At 62.1% G+C, this 25,629-nt stretch carries 25 protein-coding genes; 13 read left to right on the forward strand and 12 right to left on the reverse strand.

All coding sequences use genetic code 11. The annotated features are described in order from the left end of the window. Positions 1-70: 70 nt before the first annotated feature. From GC125_RS09365 to GC125_RS09385, 5 genes are read right to left on the reverse strand one after another with little or no spacing between them, the layout of a single operon-like run. Positions 71-1,306: an energy transducer TonB family protein gene (locus GC125_RS09365; protein WP_286165449.1), complete on the reverse strand. Its 1,236-nt coding sequence runs from the start codon at positions 1,304-1,306 to the stop codon at positions 71-73. Continuing rightward, positions 1,303-1,704, reverse strand: a complete 402-nt coding sequence (locus GC125_RS09370; protein WP_199864534.1) for an ExbD/TolR family protein — start codon at positions 1,702-1,704, stop codon at positions 1,303-1,305. The genes GC125_RS09365 and GC125_RS09370 overlap by 4 nt, the downstream gene beginning before the upstream one ends. Positions 1,705-1,726: 22 nt before the next feature. Continuing rightward, positions 1,727-2,074: a biopolymer transporter ExbD gene (locus GC125_RS09375; protein WP_286165450.1), complete on the reverse strand. Its 348-nt coding sequence runs from the start codon at positions 2,072-2,074 to the stop codon at positions 1,727-1,729. A gap of 35 nt (positions 2,075-2,109) precedes the next feature. Beyond that, positions 2,110-2,820, reverse strand: coding sequence for a MotA/TolQ/ExbB proton channel family protein (locus GC125_RS09380; RefSeq protein WP_151985434.1), 711 nt, complete (start codon positions 2,818-2,820; stop codon positions 2,110-2,112). A 16-nt stretch (positions 2,821-2,836) separates the two neighbouring features. Next, complete coding sequence (locus tag GC125_RS09385) at positions 2,837-3,271, reverse strand: hypothetical protein (protein WP_151985435.1); 435 nt, start codon at positions 3,269-3,271, stop codon at positions 2,837-2,839. Positions 3,272-3,465: 194 nt separating this feature from the next. On the opposite strand from GC125_RS09385, the gene GC125_RS09390 reads away from it, so the two are divergent. Next, a complete protein-coding gene (locus tag GC125_RS09390; protein WP_151985436.1) occupies positions 3,466-3,819 on the forward strand; it encodes a PRC-barrel domain-containing protein in 354 nt (117 codons plus the stop codon). 90 nt (positions 3,820-3,909) lie between these two features. Here GC125_RS09390 and GC125_RS09395 read toward each other — a convergent pair whose 3' ends face one another. Continuing rightward, positions 3,910-5,436: a helicase HerA domain-containing protein gene (locus GC125_RS09395; protein WP_151985437.1), complete on the reverse strand. Its 1,527-nt coding sequence runs from the start codon at positions 5,434-5,436 to the stop codon at positions 3,910-3,912. Positions 5,437-5,762: 326 nt separating this feature from the next. Between GC125_RS09395 and GC125_RS09400 the strand changes: the two genes are divergently transcribed. The 4 genes from GC125_RS09400 to GC125_RS09415 all read left to right on the forward strand — a co-directional run bounded on the left by GC125_RS09400 (position 5,763) and on the right by GC125_RS09415 (position 11,695). Beyond that, on the forward strand, positions 5,763-6,923 hold the full coding sequence (locus GC125_RS09400) for a DegT/DnrJ/EryC1/StrS family aminotransferase (RefSeq protein WP_151985438.1): 1,161 nt from the start codon (positions 5,763-5,765) through the stop codon (positions 6,921-6,923). Between the two features lie 125 nt (positions 6,924-7,048). Then, a complete protein-coding gene (glmU, locus tag GC125_RS09405) occupies positions 7,049-8,407 on the forward strand; it encodes a bifunctional UDP-N-acetylglucosamine diphosphorylase/glucosamine-1-phosphate N-acetyltransferase GlmU (protein ID WP_151985439.1) in 1,359 nt (452 codons plus the stop codon). Between the two features lie 51 nt (positions 8,408-8,458). Next, entirely contained in the window at positions 8,459-10,285 is a 1,827-nt protein-coding gene (gene glmS, locus GC125_RS09410) for a glutamine--fructose-6-phosphate transaminase (isomerizing) (protein WP_151985440.1), read from the forward strand. Positions 10,286-10,642: 357 nt separating this feature from the next. Continuing rightward, positions 10,643-11,695 carry a porin gene (locus GC125_RS09415; protein ID WP_151987744.1) on the forward strand — a complete coding sequence of 351 codons (1,053 nt, stop codon included), beginning with the start codon at positions 10,643-10,645 and terminating at the stop codon, positions 11,693-11,695. A 191-nt stretch (positions 11,696-11,886) separates the two neighbouring features. Here the strand turns inward: GC125_RS09415 and GC125_RS09420 are convergent, their stop codons facing one another. Together GC125_RS09420 and GC125_RS09425 are read right to left on the reverse strand one after the other, a co-directional pair. Further along, complete coding sequence (locus tag GC125_RS09420; RefSeq protein ID WP_502706045.1) at positions 11,887-12,819, reverse strand: alpha/beta fold hydrolase; 933 nt, start codon at positions 12,817-12,819, stop codon at positions 11,887-11,889. Continuing rightward, positions 12,816-14,915 carry a lytic transglycosylase domain-containing protein gene (locus GC125_RS09425; protein WP_502706046.1) on the reverse strand — a complete coding sequence of 700 codons (2,100 nt, stop codon included), beginning with the start codon at positions 14,913-14,915 and terminating at the stop codon, positions 12,816-12,818. Before GC125_RS09425 ends, GC125_RS09420 begins: the two co-directional genes overlap by 4 nt. A gap of 330 nt (positions 14,916-15,245) precedes the next feature. On the opposite strand from GC125_RS09425, the gene dapA reads away from it, so the two are divergent. Beyond that, on the forward strand, positions 15,246-16,127 hold the full coding sequence (gene dapA / locus GC125_RS09430; protein WP_151985441.1) for a 4-hydroxy-tetrahydrodipicolinate synthase: 882 nt from the start codon (positions 15,246-15,248) through the stop codon (positions 16,125-16,127). Between the two features lie 12 nt (positions 16,128-16,139). Continuing rightward, on the forward strand, positions 16,140-16,613 hold the full coding sequence (gene smpB / locus GC125_RS09435) for an SsrA-binding protein SmpB (RefSeq protein WP_151985442.1): 474 nt from the start codon (positions 16,140-16,142) through the stop codon (positions 16,611-16,613). Between the two features lie 9 nt (positions 16,614-16,622). Here the strand turns inward: smpB and GC125_RS09440 are convergent, their stop codons facing one another. The 4 genes from GC125_RS09440 to GC125_RS09455 form a co-directional block, all read right to left on the reverse strand. Next, entirely contained in the window at positions 16,623-17,516 is an 894-nt protein-coding gene (locus GC125_RS09440; RefSeq protein WP_199864535.1) for a GNAT family N-acetyltransferase, read from the reverse strand. A 120-nt stretch (positions 17,517-17,636) separates the two neighbouring features. Further along, entirely contained in the window at positions 17,637-18,425 is a 789-nt protein-coding gene (locus tag GC125_RS09445) for a hypothetical protein (RefSeq protein WP_151985444.1), read from the reverse strand. 211 nt (positions 18,426-18,636) lie between these two features. Beyond that, positions 18,637-19,305 (reverse strand): uracil-DNA glycosylase, encoded by a 669-nt coding sequence (locus GC125_RS09450; protein WP_286165452.1) that lies wholly within the window; start codon positions 19,303-19,305, stop codon positions 18,637-18,639. Beyond that, complete coding sequence (locus GC125_RS09455) at positions 19,302-19,883, reverse strand: LabA-like NYN domain-containing protein (RefSeq protein WP_151985445.1); 582 nt, start codon at positions 19,881-19,883, stop codon at positions 19,302-19,304. Before GC125_RS09455 ends, GC125_RS09450 begins: the two co-directional genes overlap by 4 nt. A gap of 185 nt (positions 19,884-20,068) precedes the next feature. Between GC125_RS09455 and rpoZ the strand changes: the two genes are divergently transcribed. From rpoZ to rnc, 6 genes are all read left to right on the forward strand, one after another. Continuing rightward, entirely contained in the window at positions 20,069-20,485 is a 417-nt protein-coding gene (gene rpoZ, locus GC125_RS09460; protein WP_151985446.1) for a DNA-directed RNA polymerase subunit omega, read from the forward strand. A gap of 113 nt (positions 20,486-20,598) precedes the next feature. Beyond that, complete coding sequence (locus GC125_RS09465) at positions 20,599-22,854, forward strand: RelA/SpoT family protein (RefSeq protein ID WP_151985447.1); 2,256 nt, start codon at positions 20,599-20,601, stop codon at positions 22,852-22,854. Positions 22,855-22,950: 96 nt separating this feature from the next. Further along, positions 22,951-23,538, forward strand: a complete 588-nt coding sequence (locus GC125_RS09470; protein ID WP_151985448.1) for a DUF2062 domain-containing protein — start codon at positions 22,951-22,953, stop codon at positions 23,536-23,538. Then, the gene (gene acpS, locus GC125_RS09475; protein ID WP_151985449.1) at positions 23,535-23,939 is read left to right on the forward strand and encodes a holo-ACP synthase; all 405 of its coding nucleotides are present in this window, start codon (positions 23,535-23,537) and stop codon (positions 23,937-23,939) included. Before GC125_RS09470 ends, acpS begins: the two co-directional genes overlap by 4 nt. Positions 23,940-24,137: 198 nt before the next feature. Continuing rightward, on the forward strand, positions 24,138-24,893 hold the full coding sequence (gene lepB / locus GC125_RS09480) for a signal peptidase I (RefSeq protein ID WP_151985450.1): 756 nt from the start codon (positions 24,138-24,140) through the stop codon (positions 24,891-24,893). Positions 24,894-24,909: 16 nt separating this feature from the next. Then, complete coding sequence (rnc, locus tag GC125_RS09485; protein ID WP_151985451.1) at positions 24,910-25,626, forward strand: ribonuclease III; 717 nt, start codon at positions 24,910-24,912, stop codon at positions 25,624-25,626. Positions 25,627-25,629 lie beyond the last annotated feature (3 nt).

Genomic DNA, 25,629 nt, shown 5'->3' on the forward strand with positions numbered 1-25,629 from the left:
CAGTGATCTTCGCCAGAAAAATGCCGAGGTAAGGCAAGCAGGATAAAAAAGCAGCCGAGCTATAGGCGGCTCAGCGCGTGAATGCCAGCGGCACCGTGAACGGCCAAGCGGACCGGGCTGCGGCCTGCGGGATCTGCGGGAAGGGCGCAGCTCTCTGCACGGTTTCGATGGCAGCCTGGTCGAGCACCGGCGAGCCGGAACTGCGCACGACGGAAATGCCGCTGACGCCGCCTCCTGCCGCAACGGTGAAGCTCACATGCACCTCACCGGTCAGGCGATCCCGCCGTGCGGCCGCCGGATAGCGCAGCGCTCGCCTCAATCGCGTGACCACCTGGCCCGGATAGTTCGACACGGCGGCATTTCCTGCCGCCTGTTCCCGCGCACTGGCCTGCGACCCCTGCGTCGCCGCTCCCGATTGCGCCTGACCATTGGCGGTGCCCTGACGCTGTTGCGCTTGCTGTTGGCCCTGATTGCCCTGCGGAGGTGGCGCTTGGCGCGGCGGTTGCTCGGCCACCTGCCGCGGAGGTGGCGGCGGCGTGTAGGCGGGCCGGGGCGTCGGGATCGGGGCGTTCGGAATGGGATCCGGCAGCGGCTCGATCGTCTCGGCACTTTCGACCGGCGTCTCTTCCGGCGCGTTTTCGGCTTCCAATGGCTCCGGCTCCACGGGCGCCGTGTCTTGCTCCACTATTTCCGATGGCTCGGGCTCGACAGGGGCGGGCTCTTCGGCAACGACGATGCCATCGGTCGAGGGAGCGATCTCTTCGACAGGTGCTTCCGGCGTCGGCGCTAGTTCTGCTTCGGATGTTTCCACAGGCGCTTGCTGCGGTGTAACCGGTTGTTCCGCGCTCTCCACAGGCTCGGTGGGCGTCGTTTCCACGGGTTCGACGGGTGTCGTCTCCACGGGCTCTGATGCTTCTTGCCCGATCAGTTCCGCATCTTCGAAAGCGTTGCCGACCATCGAGACAGAAATCGGTCCGCCACCTGCGATCTGGATATCCGGCGTCCGGTTCATGAAGGCCACCGTCGCCCCTAGATGGATCGCGACGGAGGCGAGAAGGGCGATCGTCTGAAGCGTCAGGCCGGCACTGTGGCGTGCGCGCGCAGCGAGGGGAATATCCGCTGGATCAATGGCTTCCGTGTCGGCCGTCGATGTCGACGGCAGCGACCCATGGGCATCGGCGAGCCCCTCGATCAACGTCGCCTTCTCGCTGGACGGGACGAAATCGATCGTCTCGAAGTGGCTGCCGTCGCCGCGAGACCCGGCGTCATAGTTCATCGTATGGATCAAGGGCTGGGTGCGGCTCATGGCGCAGCGCGCTCCGTCATCACCGTGACGGTTTCGACGCCGAGGGAGCGCAAGCCGCTGGCGATCTGGATCAGGTCAGCAGCAGGCAGCGCGCGGTCGACGAGCAGTTTGGGTCGATCTTCAGCCGTCTCCGAGCCGGCGGAGGCGTGTTCGGCAGCCCAGGTCTCGAGCGTCGTCGGCTGACCGCGGAACCAGAGCGAGCCGTCGGCGCGGATCGCGAGCGTGTCGGCCGGCGCCGTCCGCTCGGCCTCGCTGGTGCTGATCATCGAGACTTCCCGATCGATCGGCGGCGTCAGGGAGCCGGCGACCAGGAAGAAGATGAGCATGAGGAACACCACGTTGATGAGCGTGATCGTGTTCTCGGGCGCAGCCTTTTTTTTCGGGACGGGCAGCTTCATTGCTTCTTTCCGATCGCCATCATCATTGCGCGACGCTCAAGGGGATATCGCTGGCGCTGCGGATCGCTTCGACAGCGCTGATCAGTTCCTGGGACTGCGCCTCGCCACGCACCAGGAGCACCGCCGATTCCGCACCATTGTCGGCAAGCCGCGAAACCTCTCCGGCGACCCCAGCCGCATCAGCAAAGGAAAGGCCGTTCACGCTCCATCCATCGTCGGCCAAGCGCACCAGAACGTCCGGCGTGCCGGATGAGCCTGTCGTGGCCTGCGCACCCGTCAGTTCCACTTCGGCGAACCGTGTGAACGTCGAGGACAGCATGAAAAACAACAGCAAAAGGAAGATCACGTCGATCAGTGACGTGAGTGACAATCGCCTAGCTCTTCGGACGGAGGCCTGGACACGCATCAGTAGGCAGCGCTCCGCGTGTCCACGGTCGATGCGAAATCGCGGTGCTGCTCCGTCTCATGTCCGTCACGCACACCGAGTGCGCGCGACGACAGGAAGGCGCCGGTCAGTGTCTCGACCGCTACGCGTTCGTTTTCGACACGGGACTCAAACCAGGTCAGAAGCAGCGAGACAGGCATCGCGACGGCAAGGCCGACGGCTGTCGTCAAAAGCGCGACCCAGATGCCGCCGGCAAGGATGGACGGATCGACGGCATTTCCGGCGCCCTGAAGGCTCTGGAACGCCTCGATCATGCCGAGAACCGTTCCGAACAGGCCAAGCAGCGGCGAAATCTGCGCGATGGCATCCATGGCACGGAAGCCACGTTGCAGTTTATGCAAGCGGTCGACGGCGGTGCGGCTGACCTCTTCCTCGATCGCCGATTTTGACACCGCGCGACGCACGGAAAGCCGCATGGCCGTGACCATCGTTTCGGAGACGAGCGAACGGTCATCGGCGACAGCCGCCTCCGCACCGCGATAATCGCGCTGGCTCCACAGTTCGATAGCTTTTCGCGCCCGTCCGTGGGCCCCCACGCGTTCGCGGGCAAACTGGACGAACTTCATCAGAATCAGCGCAAGCGCGAACACGGAAAGGATGAGCAGGACGCCGACGACCCAGCCGCCGAGCTCGAGAAAATTGGCGATGATGTCGATGATCTGGTTGATCACGTGGTGACCTCCGGCGTCAGTTGGATAATTCGATATCGGATCGGCTCGAGGCCGCGAGTGAGACGATGCAGACGTCTTCGGGCAGATCAGCGCTCTCGCATGTAGCCACGTCATTCACGAGCACGCGGGACAGCGAAGAGCAGTCCGTCCCGCCGATGTTGAATTGACGAACGCGCGTGCGGCCAGCCGGAATGTCCTGAAAGTCGAGCACCGTCATGCGCTCGACCAGGCCTTCGCCATTAAAGAACACCATCTGGTAGGAGGCTTTCGAGATGTCGCCGCCGAGGCCGCTTTCAACGACGAATGTCATCATGCAGCCGTTGTCCGTCTCGGCTGTTGCATTCAACTCAACCGACAGGCCTTGGGCCGGCTCCGAAGCCGTCTGGGCCTGTGCTGGCACCGCTAGAAGGCCACAGACGAGGGGGAGAAGGGTGAGCGTTGCGCGGTTCATGAGGGTCTCGAGCCTGATCAATTCTGAGGATTTTGACCGCTTAGCAGCACCCCACCATAATAGTCTACTAGAAAACTCATCTTTAAGCCGCGTTCACGCGTTAGCCACCAGGGATATTTTGCGTGAACGTCGATTCAGGAACATCGGATTCCCCGTCGCGTTTCCCCTCCATCGAACAATGGGAGTGCAGAACGATGAACGTTTCTTCTGAAAACATCCGCGCCACACGCGTCGAAGGTACCGAGGTCCGCAACAGTGCGGGCGAGCATCTCGGTAGCGTCAACGACCTCGTGATCGGCAAGCGTGACGGCAAGGTGAAATACGCGATCATGTCGTTTGGCGGCTTTCTTGGGATCGGCGAAGAATACCATCCGCTGCCGTGGGAAAAGCTGACCTACGATGAGCGTCAGGGGAGCTATATCGTCGATCTCTCCAAGGACCAGTTGGAAGGTGCTCCGCGGTATGCGCGCGAACGGGAGTTCGATTGGGGCGACAGTGAAAACACGCGTCGCATCAACGATTACTACGGCGTCCCGCCTTACATTTGATCCTGTCCGATCATCCGGCTCTGAGGCGACATCAGAGAGGAAACCACCTTGGCGGGCCGTATCGGCCCGCCCTTTTCATTTTACAGAGGCCTATGCGGCTGAAAGCGACACCGGATTTGCTTCCGGCCCGTCCGCTGCGCCAGGGCCTGTCTCGCATCCGAGATCCGGGAACGCCACGATCCTCTTGCCCGCGAAATCGGTCCGCACCACCGTCAGCCCGCGCTCTTCGAAATAGTCGAGCAACCTGCGGGCTCGGCGCGTCGAATGGGTGCCATAGGCCCGTGCCAGTGTCGCATCCGATGGGCACGCGGCGCCAGTCAGCGCAGCCTTCGCCACGAGAATGAACACGGCCTGAACGTCGTCCGGCAACGATTCCGCCAGATTGGCGACTTGGCGCCAGTCGTCGCTCGCCGCCATCTCCGCATCGATTCCGACGCGAGCGAGCGCAAAGCGCCGCCGGAACACGGCCAGTGTCACGGCCGGCCCGGGCAGCCGGGCAATCCGCGCGCGGACGAGAAAGTCCTGGTAAAGCTCGCCATCGCTCCGGAACGCGGCGTCCGGATCGGCGACGATCGCCGTCAGCAACCCGTCGATCATCCTGTCGCGCTCGAAAGCCGCCGTTTCCGTCTCGGCTTCAGTCGACTCGTCTTCTTCTTCTTCGTCCTGCGCGCCCGCAGGGGCAGCCTTGGCAAGTTCTGCCAGTATGTCGGTGGTGGGTCGCGGTGGTGGCGCAGTTCGGCGCGTCATCACGGCAGGCTCGGCAGGTCCCGGCGTGAAAATGAGGTCGCGTGCATCCTCCGGCGCTGGCGCATCGGGCAGGGGCGTCAGCTTTGGACTGGTCGAGCGGGCTTCCGTCTCTACCTTTCCAATGGCTATCGGCAGCGGACGCCGCGACAATGCCGGGCCGAGCGCGACGAATTTGCCGCGCTTGAGGTCCCGAAACATTTCGGCCTGACGGCGGTCCATGCCGAGCAGATCGGCAGCACGCGCCATGTCGATGTCGAGAAAGGTACGGCCCATCAGGAAGTTGGACGCTTCGGCGGCGACGTTCTTGGCAAGCTTGGCGAGCCGCTGCGTCGCGATCACGCCGGCAAGGCCACGCTTTCGGCCTCGGCACATCAAATTGGTCATGGCGCCGAGCGAGGCACGTCGCGCATCTTCAGCCACATCGCCGGCCGCCGCCGGCGCGAACAGCTGGGCCTCGTCCACGACCACGAGAACCGGGTACCAATAATCGCGCTCGGCATCGAACAGGCCGTTCAGGAACGTCGCCGCCGACCGCATCTGCTGGTCGGCTTCAAGCCCCTCGAGATTGAGGACGCAGGAGACACGGTGCCGGCGGATGCGCGCGGCGATCCGCAGCAATTCCTGTTCCGAGCGGGCCGCATCCACCACCACATGTCCGAACCGGTCGGCCAGCGTGACGAAGTCGCCCTCGGGATCGATGATGCATTGCTGGACCCAGGGCGCGCTCTGCTCAAGAAGCCGCCGCAGGAGATGCGATTTGCCCGAGCCGGAATTGCCCTGAACGAGGAGACGCGTCGCGAGCAACTCTTCGAGATCGAGCAAGGCCGGCTTGTTCTCGCCTGTCTCTCCCATGTCGATGTCGACGCGCATTTGGTCTCCCGGATGTCAGCCAAGCCTATACCTAGCACCTCGATGCCTGTTCGTTCGCCCCTCGTGGCGCGAAACCCACAGATGTTTGGCCGAGTGGCCAGGATCAGGCACGAAGATCACGCGCCATGAATTGCGCCAATCTCTCGTGCACGGCCCGGACGTGGCGGCGGGTTGTTGAACAGGTGATTCTGTGGCAGTCATCGACACGATCGGCTGCGTTCCGCGCCGGGTTTCCCCCGCACATCATCGCCTGTCCGCGATTGGACAGCATTAGCGCGTTTCCGGTATTGCGATGCCGGTCGCCCCAATTGCATGAAAGGCCAGTCATGTCGGAACAATCCATTCCATTCATCGATCTCGCAGCCCAGCAGGCAGTGATTCGCCCGAAGATCGACGCGGCGATCGCGCGCGTCCTCGATCACGGCCAGTACATCATGGGCCCCGAAGTCGCTGAATTGGAAAAGCAGTTGGCTGAGTTCTGCGGCGCAACCCATGCGATCGCCTGCTCCAACGGAACCGATGCGCTCGCGCTTGGCTTGATGGCGAAGGACGTGCGTCCCGGCGATGCGATCTTCTGCCCGAGCTTCACCTTCGCGGCCACCGGCGAAGTCGTCGCCTGGCTCGGCGCCACGCCCTATTTCGTCGATATCCTCGAAGACACCTACAACATGGATCCGGAGAGCCTGAGCCAGGCGATCCTCGATGCCAAGGCCGCCGGCCATCGCCCCGTCGGCATCATTCCGGTCGATCTGTTCGGTCAGGCGGCCGATTATGATCGGATCGAGCCGATCGCCGAGGAGAACGGCCTCTGGATGATGTGCGACACGGCACAGGGCTTCGGCGCGACCTACAAGGGCCGCGTGACGGGTTCGATCGGCCACATCGCCACGACCAGCTTTTTCCCCGCCAAGCCGCTCGGCGGCTACGGCGATGGTGGCGCGATCTTCGTCGGTGACGACGAACTGGCCAAGATCATCCGGTCGCTGGTCAACCACGGCTATGGCAGCGAGCGCTATGACAATGTCCGCATTGGCATGAATGGCCGGCTGGATTCCATCCAGGCCGCCATCCTGATCGAGAAGCTCGCGCTCTTCCCGGGCGAGATCGAAGCCCGCGACAAGGTCGCGAAGCGCTATAGCGAGGGGCTTTCCGACGTCGTCGTGACGCCGGTCGTCATGGAAGGCACGCGGTCGGTCTGGGCCCAGTACACGATCAGGGCGCCTGGGCGGGATCGCTCCAGCATTCTGGAAGCTCTCAAGGCCAAGGGCATCCCCACGGCGATCTACTATCCGAAGCCGATGCACGTGCAGACCGCTTATCAGCATTACCCGAAGGCGGGCGGTGCGCTGCCGGTTTGCGACCGGCTTTCCGCCGAGGTTTTCAGCCTGCCGATGCATGCCTATCTCGATGAGGCGACGCAAGATCGCATCATCGATGCAGTGCGAAGCGTAGTTCCCACAATTGTAAAGAGTGCAGCCGCCCGTTAATCGGGAGTTCGCCATGCTTCATGGAGTATGGCGGCCGAGCGCTGGTCTTTGCGCTTTCGCAAGATCGGCGCGCTAGGCACACAATCGGCCGGGCCTTCACGGACTGGCAGGACACGGGATCGAAGATGAGCGGCAGATCGTGCTTGGCGGTGGTTTTGGCAGCAGGTGAAGGCACGCGCATGCGTTCCGACCTGCCGAAGGTGCTCCATAAGGTGGCCGGTCTTCCAATGGTTGGCCATGTGGCCGAAGCAGCTAGCCGCGCCGGTGTCGACCGCCTTGCGGTCGTGGTCGGCCGGGGGGCCGAAGCGGTGTCGGCAGCACTCGGCGCCCACGATGTCTCGACGCATCTCCAAACCGAGCGGCTCGGAACGGGCCACGCGGTGCTTGCCGCCCGCGACACGATCGCGCTTGGCTTCGACGATGTGCTGGTGCTCTTCGGCGATACGCCTCTGCTCTCCACCGAGACGATCGAGCGTGCCCGAGGCGCACTAGCATCAGGCGCCGATATCGCTGTCGTCGGCTTCCATGCCGCGGATCCAACCGGCTACGGCCGCTTGATCGTAACGGGCGAGATGGTCTCCGCCATTCGTGAGCACAAGGATGCGAGCCCCGAGGAGCGCCAGATCACGCTCTGCAATGGCGGCGTCATGGCGATTTCGGGTAATCGGATACTTGGCTGGCTCGATCGGATCGGCAACAACAACGCCAAGGGCGAATACTATCTGACCGACATCGTCGCGATCGCCGTCTCGGATGGCGCGCGCGTCAATGTCGTCGAGGCGCCCGCCGAAGACCTCATGGGCGCCAATACCCGCGTCGAACTGGCCGAACTCGAAGCCGCCTGGCAGCGCCGCCGGCGCCGCGATCTGATGCTTTCCGGCGTGACGATGCAGGCGCCTGAAACGGTGTTCCTGGCTTATGATACTGCGATCGAACCCGATGCATTCCTGGAGCCGAACGTCGTTTTCGGGCCTGGCGTCACGATTGGGGGAGGCACCGTCATACGCGCATTTTCGCATCTGGAAGGCGCGACGGTCGCCGCCGATTGCGAAATCGGGCCATTCGCGCGGTTGCGGCCGGGTGCGGACCTTTCGGAAAAGGCCAAGGTCGGCAATTTCTGCGAAGTGAAGAAGGCCAAGATCGGCAGGGGCGCCAAGATCAACCACCTGACCTATATCGGCGATGCCGAGATCGGGGCGAAATCCAACATCGGCGCCGGCACGATCACCTGCAATTACGACGGCATCAACAAGCACCTGACGTCGATCGGCGCCGGCGTGTTCGTCGGCTCGAACACGTCGCTCGTCGCCCCGGTTAACATTGGAGACGGCGCCTATATCGCTTCGGGCAGCGTGATCACCGAAGACGTATCGGCCGATGCGCTGGCCCTTGGGCGCGCGCGGCAGACCGAAAAGCCGGGCCGGGCGGCCGATATCCGTGCCCGCAACGAAGCAGTGAAGGCGGAGCGATCCGCCGGGAAGTGATGGCCCGGCTCCGGTCGCGCCAAGACAATTGAGATAGCGGAGACAGAGAGCATGTGCGGCATCATTGGAATCATCGGCACCGAGAGCGTGGCGCCGCGCATGGTCGATGCGTTGAAGCGGCTCGAATATCGGGGATATGATTCAGCCGGCGTCGCGACGCTCGAAGACGGCAAGCTCGATCGCCGCCGCGCCGAGGGCAAGCTCGTCAATCTGGAGAAGGTGCTGGCCGGCAATCCGCTCGGCGGCACGATCGGCATCGGACACACGCGCTGGGCGACCCATGGCGCGCCGACCGAAAACAATGCCCACCCGCATTTCGTCAACGGCGTGGCCGTCGTGCACAACGGAATAATCGAAAATTTTGCAGTCCTGCGCAACGAGTTGCGCGCAAAGGGCATCACCTTCCGCTCCGAAACCGACACCGAGACGGTCGCCGCGCTCATTTCGACGCTGATCGCTGAGGGTGCTGATTCCGTATCCGCCATGCGCGAGGCCGTGAAGCGCTTCGAAGGCGCTTATGCCATTGCCGTCATGATCGAAGGTGAGGGCGGCATGCTGCTGGCAGCACGTCACGGCCCTCCGCTTGCCATCGGTCACGGCAATGGCGAGATGTTCCTCGGCTCCGATTCCGTTGCGCTCGCGCCATTCACCGACCGCATCACCTATCTGGAAGATGGCGATTGGGCCGTGGTCACTGCCGAATCCGCCACAATCTACGATCGCGACGGCGCTCCCGTGACGCGGTCTGAAACCCGCTCGCAGGCCATGGCGAGCGCGGTCGATCGCGGCAATCACCGTCATTTCATGGAAAAGGAAATCTACGAGCAGCCCGAGGCGATCAGCCGGACCATGAGCCGCTACATCGATTTCGCGGAACTGAAAAGCAAGCCGATCGATGGCGCAATCGATTTTTCCGCCATCGACAGGCTGACCATGTCGGCCTGCGGCACCGCATTTTATGCCGGCATGATCGGCAAATATTGGTTCGAGCGCTACGCCCGCCTTCCGGTGGAGATCGATATTGCGTCGGAATTTCGCTACCGCGAGATGCCGCTCGGGCCTCGCGACGCAGCTATCTTCATCTCGCAGTCCGGCGAGACGGCCGATACGCTCGCCTCACTGCGCTACTGCAAGGACAATGGGCTGCCGATCGGCGCCGTGGTCAATGTGCAGGAATCGACCATCGCCCGCGAAGCCAACGCGATCTTTCCGACGCTCGCCGGCATCGAGGTCGGCGTCGCCTCCACCAAGGCGTTCACGGCACAGCTGACCGTGCTTGCTTCGCTCTCCATCATCGCCGGCCGGCAACGCGGCACGATCGATGAGGCGCGCGAAGCCGAACTCTGCAAGGCACTGGTCGAGATCCCCGGGTTGATGACCAAGGCGTTGAACGACATACAGCCTCAGATCGAGAAGCTGGCGCAGGAACTGTCCCATTATAAGCATGTGCTCTATCTCGGCCGCGGCACGTCCTTCCCCCTGGCGATGGAAGGTGCGCTCAAGCTCAAGGAAATCTCCTACATCCACGCCGAGGGCTACGCGGCAGGCGAACTGAAGCACGGCCCCATCGCTCTGATCGACGAGACGATGCCCGTCATCGTCATCGCTCCCTACGATGCAGTGTTCGCGAAGACGGTTTCCAACATGCAGGAAGTTGCGGCGCGGGGCGGACGTATCATTCTGATCACCGACGCCGAGGGAGCGGCCGCGGCAGACATGGAGACGATGGCGACGCTCATCGTGCCGAAGGTTCCGGAGATCGCCGCGCCGATCGTCTACTCCGCACCGATCCAGCTGCTCGCCTATCACACTGCCGTATTCATGGGCACGGATGTCGACCAGCCGCGCAATCTCGCCAAGTCGGTCACCGTCGAATAATCGACTCGCTTACGAATCGTGGGGCGCAATGCCCCGCGATTCTTGGACTTCGGTGCCGTTACCAGCGCCTCACGCGGTTGCAGACCGTTCCAATTTCCCGTTTTTCATTAATCATCTTTTAAGGGGTCGATGGGCCCGCGGCGAAATCGTGGCTTTTGTGCAACAAGGCCATTCCATAGGGGCCACATTCATGCCCAAAAGCGGAAATGCAGATTGCTTCAAAAGCGCTGCCGCGTATTTTCAATCTCGGAAGCGCGGACAGCAAGTCCAACTTCTCTTGTTGGGGATGGGGCAGGGAATGCTGTCCTTCAGCAAAATACCCAGACCCGTTTGAAACTTTTGACTGGAGGTCAGAAAATGAACATTAAGAGCCTTCTTCTCGGCTCCGCTGCGGCTCTGTTCGCAGTTTCTGGCGCCCAGGCCGCAGACGCAATCATCGCAGCTGAGCCTGAGCCCCTCGAATACGTCCGCGTTTGCGACGCTTTCGGCACTGGTTACTTCTACATCCCCGGCACCGAGACTTGCCTTTCCGTAGGCGGTCGTATCCGCCTCGACTACGGCTACGGCGCAAACGGCTTCACGAACCCGGTTTCGGGCGAAGAAGGCTGGGCAAAGCGCTCGCGCGCTTACCTCTACCTCCGTTCGGCAACGGACACAGAGTGGGGCCCGCTGACGACCTACACCGAAATGCAGATGCAGATCGACAACAGCGACTACTTCGATCCGGCTGACGCTTTCAACAGCGAACTCGGCGCCGATGCTGAAGCTCGTCTGCCCTTCGCAACGATCTCGCTCGGTGGTCTGACCATGGGCAAGAGCGAATCCATGTTCACGCAGTGGACGGGTTACGCTGGCTCGGTCATCAACGACGGTATCGTTGGTTTCGGCCCGTTCGACGCTCAGCTGATCAGCTACACCTATGACGCCGGCAACGGCTTCTCGGTCATGGCTTCGATCGAAGACGACATCTCCGCTGGCCTCGGCTACATCCCGGACGTCGTTGCTGGTGCTAAGTACGCAGCCGGCGCATTCGAGCTTTCGGTTGTCGGCGGTTACGACGAGAACATCGACGAAGGCGCTGTCAAGGCTCGCCTCGACGGTTCGTTCGGCGGCTTCTCGGCCTTCGTAATGGGTGGTTACTCCACGAACGAAGCTGGCAACCGCTTCGCAAACTGGGGTGGCGACTGGGCTGTTTGGGGTGGTCTGTCCGCTCCGGTCACCGAGCGCATCACCTTCAACACCCAGCTGTCATATGACGAAGAAGAAACCTTCGGCGCAGTCGGCAACCTGGTCTTCAACGTTGCTCGCGGCTTCGACGTAACGACTGAAGTCTTCTACGTAGACAACTTCGACTCGGTTGTTGACGTTGACGACATCGGCGGCACGATCCGCTTCCAGCGCACGTTCTAATCGGTTCTTACCGGTTTGATGGAAAGGCCCGGCAGAAATGCCGGGCCTTTTCGTTTTTTGATTGCAGTTTGGTGGGTGGAGAGTGTCGTTGAGAAAGTGGTTCTGGCCAGCACTGGTCATCGCGGCACTGATCGTGACCATGACGCTTTGGTTCAGCTGAATCTCAAGAAAGATGGAATCGGCGCGATAACCTAAAGCGCAGCGCGCTCGATGAACTTCGCGATTGTTGTGGGAATACCCGCGCTATGGGGCAACGGTGCATGGCCTTGCCCGGCAACGACCAGGGCTTCCATACCCGGATGCCGCTTTGCCATCTCCGCCACGGTCGCCTGTGACAGAAGCTGAGAGTTCTCGCCGCGGATCGCCATGACCGGCACGTGCGCCAGCGCATCGAATTGAGGCCACAGCGTCGGAAGCTGCGTGTTGAAATCGATCGCACTGAGCTGCTTCACGATTGCCTGGTCGAAATCGGAGACGATCTTGCCTTTACGTTCGACATAAATGGCCTCGGCCATATCCTGCCAGTCGCGCGCCTCGAGCGCCGGAAAAGCTTTTCCATGGGCCTGCTTGAGAATCTCCACCGCCTGCGCCCAGTCTTTCGGCTGGGGGAGGCGGGTCAGGTAGCCGCGGATCTGCGCAAGCCCGGCGCCTTCGATCACCGGTCCGGCGTCGTTGAGAATGGCGGCCGCAATCATCGTGGGCCGCGTCGCAGCCAGCAGGTGGATGATCAGCGCACCGCGTGACGTGCCGAAGAAGATGGCCCGTGGCACGTCGAGCGCCGCCAGAGCGGCCAGGACATCGTCGGTCTCGACGGTCAGAGAATAATTATCGGCGTTCCGGTCACGGTCCGAGCCGCCGCGCCCGCGATAGTCGAGGCAGATCACGCGGCGCGGCTCGATCGCCGGCGCGGTCGACCCCCCGCTGAACAGCTGCGCGAACGGATGAAAGTCGCGGGCGTTGCGGGTGAGTCCCGGGAGGCAGACGATCGGCAGGCGCGCGGCTTTGGCCGGCCCGCTGTAATCGCGTGCATGAAGGCGCAATCCATCCGGCGCGGTGAACGCGACGGATATGAAGCCGTCTGCAGCGGCCGCCGTCTTTGCGTCGCTACCGATCTTAAGACTCACGTGCGCCCGAAACGCAGATCATGGACGATGTCGCTCTGCGCACCGAGCCGCGTCTTGTAGACCTGGTAGTTCTCCATGACGCGCTGCACGTAATTGCGCGTCTCCGGGAAGGGGATCCGCTCGATCCAGTCGACGACTTCCTCGATGGATTTTCCACGCGGGTCGCCGTAGCGCGCGATCCACTGCGGCACGCGGCTCGGTCCGGCATTGTAGCCGATGAACGTGAGGATGTAGGAGCCGCCGAAATCGGAAATCTGCTCGCCGAGATAATGGGCGCCGAGCGTCGCGTTGTAACCGGCATCTTCCGTGAGACGCGCCGGCGCATAGGATAGCCCATGGCGCGCGGCGACACCCTTGGCCGTGCCGGGCAGAAGCTGCAGCAAGCCGCGCGCATCCGCAGGAGAAACGGCGGCCTTGTTGAACTCGCTTTCCTGGCGAGCGATCGAATAAGCCAGCGCCTTGCCAGAGCTGGAGATGTTCGCGCTCGGCGGAATCACGCCGATCGGGAAGGCGAGGGCCGCAACATCGACGCCGCGATAGAACGCCGCTTTGCCGACGCGCAGAGCAGTCGTGTGATCGCCGCGTGATTCAGCCATGTGGGCCAGAAGCGCCAATTCGCCGGGCGTGTCGATCTGGTCGGCCAGCGCGCGGTAGAGAAGGTTGGCGCGGCTTTCATGTCCTGCATTCTGGAGACGACGGATGGCCGTTGCAGCCTGTCGGCTGGCGAAGCGGTCGCGTTCGGCCTGGCTCGGCGAGGGGTAGGCGACGCTCAGCGCGTTGCGCCCGATCTTTGCGGCGGCGAGCTGGCCGTAGAACGTGGTCTGATGCTGGGCGGCGGCGGCGTAATACTCACGCGAATTGCCCGGTCCGCCTGCTTCCGCCGTGCGTCCGAGCCAGTAATAGGCGCGCGATGTGGAGAGAGGACGGTTGGAGATTTCGCGGATGCGCTGGAAATGCGTATGGGCGGCCGATGGATTGTTCAACGCCCGCAGCGCATACCAGCCCGCATGAAATTCGGCATCGACGCGATCGACCGAGCCTTCGGCGAGATGATTGCTGACGATGAGATAGGCGAGACTCGGATTGCCTGCATCCATGACACCACGAGCAACGATGCGCTGCTCGTTCCACCATGCATCGGGCTCGATGATGGCGGCTTTGTCGCGCGGCGCGGTGAGCAGCAGCTCGGCCGCTTCGGTGTACTTGTCCTGCTGGCGCAGATAGCGGATGCGCGCATGAAGATAGCTCGGATCTCTGTGCCAAGATCCGTCGACGGCGTTGAGCAGCGCACCGGCGTTCGGCGCGCGCTGGGCAATGGCAGCCCGTGCGCGGAACAGCGAGCTGGCCTCGCCCTTGGCGGCGAAACGCTCGGCCTGGGAGACGCGATCACGATAGAGCAGCATGTCCATGCGGCGCTTGTGGTCGGCCACCGTGAGGATGCTGTCGAACTCCCGCAGGAAGAGATTTTCCTGATTGGTGTTCATCGTGTCGGTGTGCCACGCCCGGGATACGAGGGACTTTGCGCGGGCGGTATCGCCCTTTTGCTTCAGCGCGCGGGCAAGAACGATCACACCTTCGGGCGTTGTCGGATCGCTGCTGGCAAACGCGGCGATGACCTGGTCGGGATGCGGATTTTCCTCGTGAAGAGCGCGCTCGGAATGGCCGCGCAGCGCGTCGAGACCGGGCCAACCCTGAAGCTCGTTGGCGGCCATCGCGATTTCGCGCGAAGGAACCCCCTTGGCGCCGGACAGAGCGATCGCCCAGGTGAGGATCTGTCGGTCGAGGCTGCCCGCCGGCATGCTGTCTCTGACCGATCGGGAGACGGTCACATCACGACCGATTGCGTCAAGCCCGCGCTTCAGCGCGGCGCTGGCCGTGCCGGAGGTTTCTGCCGGGCTCGTCGGCCGCAGGATCGCGCCTGTGATATCGCCGGCCGAAGGGGCCGGTACCGCCTGATACCCTGTGGCGATCGTGGCCGTATCCGGCCGGAACACGGGCATCGGAACCGTGCTCGGCGGAACGAACTGCGCTTGCGCTGCCGTCGAGGAAAGAGCCACGAGCGTTGCGATCAGGAGGATTGGCGTCTTGTTCGGCATGATCAGGTGCGTCTCTAGCGATGAACTTGGAACTGATTGCCCGTCATGTGGCCGCGCGGGTCCACATTCCTTCGGGTTTCGATGATCGTGCCATGGCATCGGTGAAGCAACGGTTAATCAATGGTTAGGTCTCACGCTTAAATTGTACCGAAAACCCTTGCGGACAGGGCGCCTCGGAGCTGAAATCGGGCTTTGCCGTGCTTGCGGCGCATTCCACAGGCGACTATGGTGCGCCGCTTCGATCCGGCGGCACCGTCCGCTTCGCGTGAGAATGCATAGCACAATATGGCCAAAGCATGAGTTGCCTTTGGCCCGCCTCCGGGAGCCGTAATGTTCAAGGGATCCATTCCAGCGCTTGTGACGCCGTTCGACGACGATGGAGCCATCGACGAGAAGGCTTTCCGCGCCCATATCGAATGGCAGATCGAGGAAGGCTCAACCGGCCTCGTCCCGGTCGGCACGACCGGCGAGTCGCCGACGCTGTCGCATGAAGAGCACAAGCGGGTCATCGAGCTCTGCATCGAAGTGGCAGCCGGACGCGTGCCGGTCATGGCAGGGGCAGGGTCCAACTCCACCCACGAGGCGGTCGATTTCGCCAAGCACGCCGAGAAGGCCGGTGCCGACGGGATTCTCGTCGTCACGCCTTACTACAACAAGCCGAACCAGCGTGGTCTCTACGAGCACTACGCTGCGATCGCCCGTGCCGTGACGCTGCCGATCTTCATTTACAACATTCCCGGCCGGTCGATCATCGACATGCTGCCGGAAACGATGGCGCGGCTTCACACGGAATTTCCCCATATCGCCGGCGTGAAGGATGCGACGGCAAAGGTGGATCGTGTCTCCGAGCAGCGCGCCGCCTGCGGTTCGGAATTCATCCAGCTATCCGGTGAAGATGCGACGGCGCTCGGATTCAACGCGCATGGCGGTGTCGGCTGCATTTCGGTGACGGCGAATGTCGCGCCCCGCCTTTGCGCGGATTTCCAGTCGGCGATGCTCCAGGGCGATTTTCGCAAGGCGCTCGGGTTGCAGGATCGTCTGATGCCGCTCCATCGCGCTTTGTTTATTGAACCGAACCCGGCAGGCGCCAAATATGCGTTGTCGAAGCTCGGCCGCATGAAGAATATCCAACGCAAGCCGCTCGTGCCGGTCGAGGCTGCGACGGCCGAGCGTCTGGACGAAGCTCTGCGTCATGCCGGGCTTACAAACTGATCGGGACTGAATATGGCTAAGCCGGGTACGCCGGCGCGCAAGATCGTTGCGGAGAATCGCAAAGCGCGTTTCAACTACGAGATCGTCGATACGTTCGAAGCGGGTCTCGTCCTGACGGGGACCGAGGTGAAGTCGCTGCGCGAAGGCAAAGCGAACATCGCCGAATCTTATGCGACGGAGGAGGGCGGTGAGCTTTGGCTCATCAACTCCTACGTGCCGGAATATCTTCAGGCCAACCGCTTCAACCACGAGACGCGCCGCCGCCGCAAGCTTCTCCTGCATAGGAAAGAAGTCGACCGGCTGTTTGCATCGGTCAATCGCGAGGGCATGACCCTCGTGCCGCTCAAGGTTTATTTTAACGACCAGGGTCGCGCCAAGCTGGAGCTGGCGCTGGCGCGCGGCAAGAAACTGCACGACAAGCGGGAAACGCAGAAGCAGCGCGATTGGCAGCGTCAGAAATCAAGGTTGCTGCGCGACCACAGCTGAAGCACGGATTTAGATCCGTGCCAGTTCCGGCAGCCGGCCGATGCGGCCCCTTGGCGACGGGCGGCCAAGCGAAAACAGAATTCCGGCCGCCTCGTCTGTCTCGAACCGTTCAAGTTTCTCGATGTCCTCGAGGCTCAGCCATCCCTGCGGGTTGAAGCCGAAGCTAACCGTCTCGACAGGCCCTGTCGCGAGCGTCGAGACATGGTCCATGATAAAAAACTTGCTGCGCGTGGCGATGTCGCAGATATGCAGGCTCCCGCCTGTCTGCTGCACGATCACGATGGCCTCAGGCTCGATCAGGCGGACGGCGGTCAAAGCGCGATGACTGAGATGCCAGAGCAAGATCGGATAGTAGTCGACCGCGCAGAAATCCTCGCTCAATTCGATCGCCTCGCGGCAAGCGTCGCTCAGCAGCGACCGATCGTCTGCGTGGCTGATATCGAGAAGCACCGCTGGTCTCTGGTTCGGGGACGACGACGAAGCCGGAAGCAGGAACTGCCACTCGGTGACCCTTTCGAAGCCGAACTTGGGATAGATGGCGGCTGCGTTGGGAACTGAGAAAATCAACGTCGTGCGATTGTCGAGCGGAGGGAGCGCGAGGATGTGCTCCAGAAGCCGGCGCATGTGACCCTCGTTGCGTCGATCCAACCGGGTCGCGATCGCGCCAAGCTGGTAGCCGGCGGAAATCGCGCCATCGATGACGAAGCGCATCGACATGCGCCCGATCGTGGCGATGATCTCGCCGTTCTCCACAAGCGCGAAGGCGGTATAGTCATCGCCCCATCCCCCGAGGTCCGCCCAAGGTTGGAATGTTTGTTCGCCCGCGACACGCGTGATGAACGCGATGTAGCTGTCGTGCAGCATGTGGTCCCGCGGACCAATCTCCACGAGTGCGGTTTCCATGACGGGAAAATCTCGATGGAATGTAACTGACATACCGTTACACCATGTGCTGCGCCGGGGCTTGAGAATTCTGAGGTGTCACGACGCGTAGCCGTGACACCTTCGGCTCTCAACCTGCGATCATTGCAGGCCGGCCTGCTGGACGAGGTCGCACAGTGCATCGAGGTCTGGGGAATAGGCTTCGCGCGGCGATAGAGCCTGTCGGCAGGTGAGCAGAATCTTCTGCTGATCGCTCGCCGACATATTGTTCCAGCGATCCATCAGTCCCGGCATTCCGGGCATGCCAGGGGTTCCTGGTGTGCCGGGAGTCCCTGGTGTGCCGGGGGTACCCGGAGTTCCTGGCGTGCCCGGAGTTCCGGGGGTACCTGGCCCGCCGATGCCGACATCAACGCCCGCATCGATGCCGTCATCTCCACCGATGGAAACGCCGCCGCCGGCATTGATCCCGCCACCGCCGCCGATCGAGGCGCCAACGCCTGCGTCGACACCGTTGCCGCCACCGACTGAGGCGCCGAGGCCTGCGTTGACGCCATTTCCGCCACCGACAGACGCGCCGACACCTGCACCGATGCCATCACCGCCACCAATGGACGCGCCTGCGCCTGCGCCGATCCCGTCACTGCCGCCGACGGATGCTCCTGCACCAGCACCGATACCGTCGTTGCCGCCAACCGACGCGCCGGCACCAGCACCGACTCCATTGTCGCCTCCGACAGATGCACCGAGCCCGGCACCGATGCCATTGTCGCCACCGATGGAAGCACCAACGCCGGCGCCTATACCATTGTCACCGCCGATAGAGGCGCCGACCCCGACGCCGAGACCCTGCGCCGATCCTGGGACTGTAGAAATGAGAAGGACTGCCGTCATGGCAGGTACGAGGAATGCAGTTCTGGATGACTTCAACATCAGAATACCTCCGCTTACCGCGTGGACATTCACGCTGCAAAAGGGACGTGAAGCAGCCCGCATTAGTTGCAGACGACATGCACGCACAGCTTGTACTGATTAATCTGAGATTAATTCTAACGACGGATACCGTCTCAAAACGAAAATCGACCCTAGAATCTAAGGGGAAATTGATGCAGCGGGCTTTTGCGGCTGAAGTCGATCTGTTTTGCTACTTCAAGCTATCGTCGGCGAGCCGGAACACGTCCTTGAACATCGCTTCCGTCAGCCGCCCGGTGTTGGTGTTGTAACGCGAGCAGTGATAGCTCGCGACCAAATCGACGTCACCGATCCGACTTTGTGCACCGTGGCCGAAGGGATGATCGGCGATCCGCGCGCCGAGTGTACGCACGGTTGAATCATGCGCGATCTTGCCAAGCGTCACGATGACGCGCAGTGCCGGCATGTCCGCAAGGCTGGCGGCGAGGAACGGCCGGCAGGTCGCGATCTCCGCCCCGACCGGCTTGTTCTCCGGTGGAACGCATCGAACTGAATTGGTGACCGCCGTCCGCACAAGGGTCAGCCCATCATCGGGCCGCGCCTGGAACTCGCCGGTCGAAAACCCGAATTCGTTGAGCGTCGCATAGAGAAGATCGCCGGCGTAATCGCCTGTGAAGGGGCGTCCGGTTCGGTTTGCCCCCCGCAGGCCCGGTGCGAGGCCGACGATCAACAGTTCGACGGTGGCCGGACCCTCCGGCGGGTAGAATGTTGGCACCGGTGCGTTGAACCAGTCGGGATGCGCGGCCCGTTGTTCAAGGATGAAAGAACGCAGGCGAGGGCAGCGTGGGCAGTCGCGGGGAGGGTCGATCGGAAAGCCGATGCCGTCGTCGGCAGCACTCAATGGTCGTCGTCCTCGTCATGGACGGGTTCGACCTGACGCACGGGCCGCTCGGACGGTGCGCGCCCGATCTCGGCCTTAAGCGAGACAAGGTCGATGAAGTGATCGGCGTGGCGGCGCAGATCGTCGGCGATCATCGGCGGCTGGCTTGCGAGCGTCGAGACCACCGATACCTTTCGTCCGCGCCTCTGCAGCGCATCGACCAGTGACGTAAAGTCGCCATCGCCCGAAAAAATGACGAAATGATCGACCGTATCGGCCTGCTCCATGGCATCGATGGCAAGCTCGATATCCATGTTGCCCTTGATCTTGCGGCGGCCGGAGGCGTCGGTGAACTCCTTGGCCGGCTTGGTCACCACCTTGTAGCCATTGTAGTCGAGCCAATCGATCAACGGGCGGATGGATGAGTATTCCTGATCCTCCACGAGCGCCGTGTAGTAATAGGCGCGCAGCAGATATCCCCGCTTCTGGAATGCGACGAGAAGCTTCTTGTAATCGATGTCGAAGCCGAGGCTGCGTGACGCTGCGTAGAGATTTGCGCCATCGATGAAGAGAGCGATCTTCTCGCGGGGATCGAACATTGGCATGCGCTTTCGAAACAAATGAACGAATGATCAGCGCAGCGGCAAAATGAACGAGATCGGCATTGAAAACGACGCGACCGACCCCGGCGCTACGCCAGGAGCCATAACTCCCTTGAATTAATACAGCCCAGAAGGTATGGAAACCCCAATCCCGCAAATTTCATGTTCGCAAAGGACAGGCAATGGCCCGTGTCACAGTCGAGGATTGCATCGACAAGGTCGACAATCGCTTCGAACTCGTTCTTCTCGCCAGCCATCGCGCTCGGCTGATCTCGCAAGGCGCTCCCATCACGATCGATCGTGACAATGACAAGAACCCTGTCGTTGCCCTGCGCGAGATCGCTGACGAGACCCTGTCGCCAGGCGATCTGAAGGAAGATCTCATCCACTCGCTGCAGAAGCACGTGGAAGTCGACGAGCCGGAACCCGATCATTCCGCACAGTCGACCGTCGCACCCGAGGCTGGTCTTGGCGAGACCGTCGATGCCGCTTCGCCGGAAGACGAGGAAGACAAGATCAACTTCGACCAGATGTCGGAAGAAGAGCTGCTCGCCGGCATCGAAGGCCTTGTGCCGCCGGAGAAAAACGACGACTATTGATTTGCGCGGGCGGCCTGCCGTCCCCATTTCTTCATGATGGATTGGCGCCGGTGGAAGAGGAAAAAATCCTCTTTGCGCCGGCGTCTATCGTTTAACCGGAGCACGCACCCACGATGATGCGCCAGTACGAGCTCGTCGAGCGCGTGCAACGCTACAAGCCTGACGTCAACGAGGCCTTGCTCAACAAGGCCTATGTTTACGCGATGCAGAAGCATGGCAAGCAGAAGCGGGCAAGCGGCGATCCCTACATCTCCCATCCTCTCGAAGTCGCCGCGATCCTCACCGATATGCGGCTCGACGAATCGACGATCGCCGTGGCGCTGCTCCACGATACGATCGAGGATACTACCGCCACGCGCGACGAGATCGACAGCCTGTTCGGCGAGGATATCGGCGCGCTGGTCGAGGGCCTCACGAAGATCAAGAAGCTTGATCTCGTCTCCAAACGCGCCAAGCAGGCTGAGAACCTGCGCAAGCTGCTGCTTGCCATTTCCGACGACGTACGCGTGCTTCTCGTCAAGCTGGCCGACCGACTCCACAACATGCGCACACTCGAGCATGTACCGCCGGAAAAGCGGGCGCGCATTGCCGAGGAGACGATGGATATCTATGCGCCGCTTGCCGGCCGCATGGGCATGCAGGACATGCGCGACGAGCTGGAAGAGCTCGCGTTCCGCCACATCAATCCGGAAGCCCACGACACCGTCACCAAACGCCTGTCGGAGCTTTCTGCGAAGAACCGCGATCTGATCCGCACCATCGAGCAGGATTTCACGGCGCTTTTCACGAACAACCAGTTGAAGGCAACAGTCACCGGGAGGCAGAAGAAGCCCTATTCGGTCTTCCGCAAGATGCAGTCGAAGTCGCTCTCCTTCGAGCAGCTTTCGGACATCTACGGCTTCCGTATTCTGGTTGACGACATTGCCTCCTGCTACCAGGCGCTCGGCGTCGTCCACACCCGCTGGTCGGTCGTTCCCGGCCGGTTCAAGGATTATATCTCCACACCGAAGCAGAACGATTATCGATCCATTCACACCACGATCGTCGGGCCGTCGCGCCAGCGCATCGAACTGCAGATCCGCACCCACCGCATGCACGAAATCGCCGAATACGGCGTCGCGGCGCACGCGCTCTACAAAGATCATCTGAAAGGCGGGCAGGACCTCCTGACGCGCGACAGCCGCGCCTATTCCTGGCTCCGCCACACGATCGAACAGCTTTCCGAGGGCGACAACCCGGAGGAATTCCTCGAGCACACGAAGCTCGAGCTCTTTCAGGACCAGGTCTTCTGCTTCACGCCGAAGGGACGCCTGATCGCGCTACCCCGCGGTGCGACCCCGATCGATTTCGCCTATGCCGTCCACACCGATGTCGGTGACACCTGCGTCGGCTGCAAGATCAATGGGCGGATCATGCCGCTCGTCACGCGCCTCAACAATGGCGACGAAGTCGAGATCATTCGCTCGGGCGTGCAGGTGCCACCACCCGCCTGGGAAGAGATCGTGGTCACCGGCAAGGCACGCGCGGCAATCCGCCGGGCGACCCGCGCTGCCGTACGCAAGCAATATGCAGGCCTCGGTTTCCGTATCATCGAGCGCAATTTCGCGCGCGCCAACAAGCAGTTCACCCGCGAACTCTTCAAGCCGGTCGTTCACCGCGTCGGCCACAAGGACGTCGAGGACGCGATTGCGGCCGTCGGGCGTGGTGAACTGTCGTCGCAGGATGTCCTGAAGGCCGTTTACCCCGAGCACATCGAAGACCGGACCGCCATCACAAAGGCGGCAGCGGACGAGGGTTGGTTCAATCTGCGCAGCGCGGCCGGCGTCATTTTCCGGGTACCCGGCGCACGCCGGCTCAACGGCGCTTTGCCGAATGGCGCAGCAGCACCAGCGGGTGAGGGCACTGGCGAAGGGGCCGGCGAGCCGCTTCCGATCCGCGGCGTCGACCAGAATTCCCGCGTTGTGTTCGCTCCCGCCGGCGCGGTGCCAGGCGATCGAATCGTCGGCATCATGAACGACGACAAGGAGATCACGATCTACCCGATCCAGTCGCCCATGCTGACCCGGTTCGACGACCAGCCGGAGCGCTGGATCGACATTCGCTGGGATATCGACGAGGCGCGCAAGGCACGGTTCCCGGTCCGCATTCTGGTCAACGCGCTGAACGAGCCGGGCTCGCTTGCCGAGATGGCGGAAGTGATCGCCGGACGCGATGCCAACATTCGGACATTGTCCACCGTCAGGGTCGCCTCCGATATCACTGAACTTCTGATGGACATCGAGGTCTGGGATCTCAAGCAGTTGAATCAGCTTTTGATGCAGCTTAAGGAAACGGCGTGCGTTTCGACTGCTGCGCGCGTGTATGAATAGCGGTGCGCGCTTCCGTCCCGGGAGCAACCGCCGCGAGGTCGGACAGCGGCATGGCATTGGTGCAAGAAGCCATGCATAGGGACTTCAAGACGCCACATGCTCTTTCGTAGACGCAAGAAGCTCAGCCTTTTGGAACGGTTGCGCCTATTCGTATGGCCTCAGAAGTCTTTTGCCCGTTCCATGCGCTATCTCGGAAAGCGCGTGTTACGGCTGAACGCGACGCCTCACGCCATTGCGGCCGGTGTCGCCGCCGGTGTCATTGCATCTTGGACGCCGCTGATCGGCTTCCACTTCGTGCTGTCCTTCGCACTGGCTTATGTTTTTGCAGGCAACATGATCGCCGCCGGAATCGGCACGGCCTTCGGCAATCCGCTGACCTTCCCCTTCATCTGGGCTTCGACATTCAAGCTCGGACATATCATCCTCGATCGCGGCAAGCAGGAGGTCGAGCATGTCTCGATCAATCTCGGAGATATGCTGAGCCGCATAGACTGGGCCCATCTCTGGCAGCCGATCTTGAAGCCCATGCTCATCGGCAGCATCCCGCCGGCAGTCGTGTCGGGCGTCTTCTTCTATGGGCTGACCTTTTATAGCGTTCGCGCCTTTCAAAAACGGCGCAAGCGCGTGCTGGCCGAAAAGGCCGAGGCACGCGCCGCCCGCCAGACGGCCGGAGTTTCCTTGTGATCGTTGGTATCGGCAGCGACCTGATCGATATCCGCAGGATTGAGAAGACGCTGGAGCGCTTTGGCGACCGGTTCATCCAGCGTTGCTTCACCGAAGTGGAACAGGCTCGCTCCGAGCGTCGGAAGGAACGTGCAGCGTCCTATGCCAAGCGCTTTGCCGCCAAGGAGGCCTGTTCGAAAGCGCTTGGAACCGGCCTTTCGATGGGCGTGAATTGGCGCGAGATGGGCGTGGTTAACTTGCCCGGCGGCAAGCCGACGATGGAATTGACCGGCGGCGCATCCAGGCGTCTTGCCGATCTGCTTCCCGAGGGACACGAGCCGGTCGTGCACCTCACCATCACCGACGACTACCCTCTCGCGCAGGCCTTCGTTGTGATCGAAGCGCGCCCTTCAGCCAGGTAGGACCGCGACATGCTGCCGCGAAGCCTGCATCGCTTTGTTGCCGGTCTCAAGCGAAGAGGTTAAAGAAGTCGCCCGGAGGCACTTCAGCAACCGCCACGCCGCCTGTGCCGACAAGCCTTGAGCTTCACGCGGGACATGCCGGGAAATGAAAGACATAGACCGGTTCCACGTTGCTGGAGGTGCGGTCCAGGGGAACCGATGAGCGTGTCCGACACAGGCAAGAAACAAAAATCCGGCGCCTTTGGCGAGAACATCAAGGTCATCCTTCAAGCGCTTGCCCTGGCGCTCGTCATCCGTACGTTGCTGTTCCAGCCCTTTTCGATCCCGTCGGGTTCCATGATGCCGACGCTGCTCGTCGGGGACTATCTCTTCGTTTCCAAATACGCCTACGGCTATTCGAAATACTCACTTCCACTGTCGCCGGACCTTTTCGAAGGCCGAATCTGGGGTGCCGAGCCGGAGCGTGGCGATGTCGCCGTCTTCCGCTATCCGCCCAATCCCGACCTCGACTACATCAAGCGCGTGATCGGCCTGCCCGGCGATACGGTCCAGATGCGCGAAGGCGTTCTCTATATCAACGACGAGGCGGTCGAACGCGAGCAGGTGGGCACGTATCGTCCCGAAGGGCGCTACGACCGCGGCGAGGAAGTGCCGCTCTACCGCGAAACGCTGCCGAACGGCATTTCCTACAACACGCTCGATCTCACGCCCAACTCGCCCGGCGACAATACGCGCGAATTTCTCGTGCCGCCCGGCCAGTATTTCATGATGGGCGACAACCGCGACAATTCCGCCGACAGCCGTTTCGAAGTGGGCTTCGTGCCGTTCGAGAATTTCGTCGGTCGCGCCAACATCATCTTCTTCTCCATGGATGCCGGCACATCGCCTCTGGAAATCTGGAACTGGCCGAGCGACCTGAGGTTCGACCGCCTCTTCCAGTCCGCGCAACAATGAGCTGCAGGCCCGCGCCATGAAATCCAGGGCGCTGTCCAACGTCGAGATTGCGCGCCTCGAGGAACGGATCGGCTACACGTTTTCCGAACCGGCAAGGCTGGAGAGGGCGTTGACCCATTCCAGCTCGCTCGCCGGCAAGTCGGGCAAGCCTGCCAATTACGAGCGGCTGGAGTTCCTGGGTGATCGCGTCCTCGGGCTCTGCGTGGCCGAAATGCTGTTCACGGCGTTTCGAGCGGCAGCGGAGGGTGAGCTCTCCGTGCGTCTCAATCAGCTGGTGAGCGCGCAGACCTGCGCAGCCGTCGCCGACGATCTGGAACTGCATGAGTTCATCCGAACCGGCAGCGACATCAAGTCGGTGAAGGGCAAGCGCATGGCGAGTGTGCGCGCCGACGTCATGGAAGCGCTCATCGCCGCCATCTATCTCGATGGTGGGCTCGAGCCGGCGCGCGATTTCATTGAAAGGCTGTGGGGAGAGCGTGCCCGGCGGGAGAACGCCGCCCGTCGCGACGCGAAGACGGAACTGCAGGAATGGTCGCACGCGCGATCGGGTTCGACGCCGCTTTACCGCATCCTGGATCGGTCTGGACCGGATCACGATCCTCAGTTCACCGTTCGCGTCGAGATCGAGGGACTTGAGCCCGAAACGGGTGTAAGCAGATCGAAGCGCACGGCCGAACAGGAAGCGGCCACGCGAATGCTGGAACGCGAAGGCGTCTGGCCACCAAAATCATAAGGA

Source organism: Rhizobium sp. EC-SD404, from assembly GCF_902498825.1.
GTDB lineage: Bacteria > Pseudomonadota > Alphaproteobacteria > Rhizobiales > Rhizobiaceae > Georhizobium.

Excerpts from the sequence above, each read along its gene's own strand:
- smpB (WP_151985442.1), top strand. The coding sequence starts at position 16,140 with ATGGCTAAGCCGGGTACGCCGGCGCGCAAGATCGTTGCGGAGAATCGC.
- GC125_RS09465 (WP_151985447.1), top strand. The coding sequence starts at position 20,599 with ATGATGCGCCAGTACGAGCTCGTCGAGCGCGTGCAACGCTACAAGCCT.
- GC125_RS09440 (WP_199864535.1), bottom strand. The coding sequence starts at position 17,516 with ATGGAAACCGCACTCGTGGAGATTGGTCCGCGGGACCACATGCTGCAC.
- GC125_RS09470 (WP_151985448.1), top strand. The coding sequence starts at position 22,951 with ATGCTCTTTCGTAGACGCAAGAAGCTCAGCCTTTTGGAACGGTTGCGC.
- dapA (WP_151985441.1), top strand. The coding sequence starts at position 15,246 with ATGTTCAAGGGATCCATTCCAGCGCTTGTGACGCCGTTCGACGACGAT.
- GC125_RS09370 (WP_199864534.1), bottom strand. The coding sequence starts at position 1,704 with ATGAAGCTGCCCGTCCCGAAAAAAAAGGCTGCGCCCGAGAACACGATC.
- GC125_RS09390 (WP_151985436.1), top strand. The coding sequence starts at position 3,466 with ATGAACGTTTCTTCTGAAAACATCCGCGCCACACGCGTCGAAGGTACC.
- GC125_RS09445 (WP_151985444.1), bottom strand. The coding sequence starts at position 18,425 with ATGTTGAAGTCATCCAGAACTGCATTCCTCGTACCTGCCATGACGGCA.
- GC125_RS09395 (WP_151985437.1), bottom strand. The coding sequence starts at position 5,436 with ATGCGCGTCGACATCGACATGGGAGAGACAGGCGAGAACAAGCCGGCC.
- GC125_RS09385 (WP_151985435.1), bottom strand. The coding sequence starts at position 3,271 with ATGAACCGCGCAACGCTCACCCTTCTCCCCCTCGTCTGTGGCCTTCTA.
- GC125_RS09400 (WP_151985438.1), top strand. The coding sequence starts at position 5,763 with ATGTCGGAACAATCCATTCCATTCATCGATCTCGCAGCCCAGCAGGCA.
- lepB (WP_151985450.1), top strand. The coding sequence starts at position 24,138 with ATGAGCGTGTCCGACACAGGCAAGAAACAAAAATCCGGCGCCTTTGGC.
- glmS (WP_151985440.1), top strand. The coding sequence starts at position 8,459 with ATGTGCGGCATCATTGGAATCATCGGCACCGAGAGCGTGGCGCCGCGC.
- rnc (WP_151985451.1), top strand. The coding sequence starts at position 24,910 with ATGAAATCCAGGGCGCTGTCCAACGTCGAGATTGCGCGCCTCGAGGAA.
- GC125_RS09455 (WP_151985445.1), bottom strand. The coding sequence starts at position 19,883 with ATGTTCGATCCCCGCGAGAAGATCGCTCTCTTCATCGATGGCGCAAAT.
- rpoZ (WP_151985446.1), top strand. The coding sequence starts at position 20,069 with ATGGCCCGTGTCACAGTCGAGGATTGCATCGACAAGGTCGACAATCGC.
- GC125_RS09365 (WP_286165449.1), bottom strand. The coding sequence starts at position 1,306 with ATGAGCCGCACCCAGCCCTTGATCCATACGATGAACTATGACGCCGGG.
- GC125_RS09425 (WP_502706046.1), bottom strand. The coding sequence starts at position 14,915 with ATGCCGAACAAGACGCCAATCCTCCTGATCGCAACGCTCGTGGCTCTT.
- GC125_RS09415 (WP_151987744.1), top strand. The coding sequence starts at position 10,643 with ATGAACATTAAGAGCCTTCTTCTCGGCTCCGCTGCGGCTCTGTTCGCA.
- glmU (WP_151985439.1), top strand. The coding sequence starts at position 7,049 with ATGAGCGGCAGATCGTGCTTGGCGGTGGTTTTGGCAGCAGGTGAAGGC.